Source organism: Nocardioides sp. P5_C9_2, from assembly GCF_054049555.1.
Genome location: NZ_JBFUMD010000616.1, coordinates 1 through 1,850, shown reverse-complemented (window position 1 = coordinate 1,850; position 1,850 = coordinate 1). Strand labels below are relative to the sequence as shown.

Annotated in this window: 1 protein-coding gene; it reads right to left on the bottom strand. The window is 65.4% G+C overall.

All coding sequences use genetic code 11. The annotated features are described in order from the left end of the window. The coding region (locus ACXJKL_RS20260; protein ID WP_457208794.1) for a DEAD/DEAH box helicase family protein at positions 1-1,735 on the bottom strand (1,735 nt) is incomplete at its 3' end. Positions 1,736-1,850 lie beyond the last annotated feature (115 nt).

The following is a 1,850-nucleotide window of genomic DNA, read 5'->3' as shown; positions in this document are numbered from 1 at the left end:
TCTCGGGGTCGTTCGGGTCGACCGGGTTGTCGGGGTCCAGCACGCTTCCCGAGAAGGCGACAACGGCGTGCAGGTGCTGGTATCCCTTGGTCGCGATGTAGGCGTCGATGGCCTCCTTCATGCGGACCGCGTGCAGCCGCGAGCGCGTGACCACCATCGCCTTCGCGTTCCCGCCGATCTTCTTCGAGGTGTGGTTGCGGAAGTGCTCGGTGATGATCTCGGCCTTCTGCGAGAACGCCGACGGGTGCAGCGACACGAACCGCGCCAGAGCGGAAGCGGCCTTGCCCTTGGGCACCTCGGGGTCGGTGGTCGTCAGCCCATTGGCGAGCCGGTAGTAGGTCGCGTAGGTCAGGTAGTTGTCCAACGTGTCAAGGATGAACTTCTCCTCTACCGCCTGACGCATCGAGTACAGGTGGAACGGCACGAGTCGCTCACCGGACTCGACACTCGCATCCGGGACCAGTTCGCCGAACATCTCCAGGGTCTTCGGCTTCGGGGTCGCGGTGAAGGCGAAGAAGGACAGGTTGTCCTGCTTGCCACGGGCCTCGACGTTGCGGGCCAATGCGTCCTGCGGGTCTTCCTGCGCCGCCGCTGCGGCAGCCTCGGCGTCCGCGGCGGCCTCCAGCGCCTTGTCACCCTTCAACCCCGCCAGTACCGCCTTCAGGTCCTTGGCCGCCTCGCCCGACTGCGACGAGTGCGCCTCGTCCACGATCACCGCGAACCGCGAACCGGACAACTTCGTGGCGGCCTCGGAGACGATCGGGAACTTCTGGAGCGTGGTGATGATGATGCGGGCCTTGACCGACTCAAGTGCGGCGCGCAACTGGGCGGAGTTCTCGTCCACCTTCGCGATCACGCCGGGGGTGTGGTCGAAGGAGGTCACCGTGTTCTGCAACTGCCGGTCGAGGGCCACCCGGTCGGTCACGATGATGACCTTGTTGAAGACCGGCTGGTTCTCACTCAACCCGGACTTCACGGAACCCGGGCCGAGCCCGGCTGCGTCGTCGGGCGTGTGCAGCGTCGAGAGCCGCTGGGCGAGCCAGGCGATGGTGTTCGACTTGCCGGACCCCGTGGAGTGCTGAGCCAGGTAGTTGTAGCCGGGACCGTAGCCCTTCGCGTGTCCGGTCAGTTCGCGGACCGCGTGCCACTGGTGGAAGCGCGGAAAGATGAAGCGACGCTGGTGCGGCTTGATCTTCGGGACGTGCCGCTTCGTGCCCTTATCGTCCGTGGTGTCCTCGCTGACGAACGAGCCGAGGATGTCCAGCCAGGCGTCACGCTGCCAGACCTGCTCCCACAGATAGGCAGTCTTGTAGCCACCGGGGTTGATCGGGTTCCCCTTGCCACCCATCTGCCCGGCGCCGCCGGAGCCCTGGTTGAAGGGGAGCCACTCGGTCTTCTCCTTCGCCAACCGGGTCGTCATCATCACGAGGTCCTGGTCAACGGCGAAGTGGACGAGGGACCGGGCCCGGAACAGCAGGTCATTCGGGTTGCGGTCCGCCTCGTACTGCGTCTGCGCGTGCTTCACGCCCTGCCCGGTGATCTGGTTCTTCAACTCCGCGGTCGCCACGGGGATCCCGTTGATGAGCAGCATGACGTCGACCGAGTCGTGAGGGTTCGACTCCGAGTGGTGCACCTGACGGGTCACCGTCAGTCGGTTCTTCTCGTACAGATCCCACAGGTCCGGTGTGATCCGGTGCGCAGGCGCGAAGTAGGCCAGGTCGAAGTGCAGACCCATGTCCTCGACACCCTGACGCATGACGTGGATCGTGCCGCGCGAGTCGATCTCGTCGGCGACGCGCTTGTTGAACATCTGCTGGGCCTTGTCCTGCCCACCCCGCAGACCGATCAAC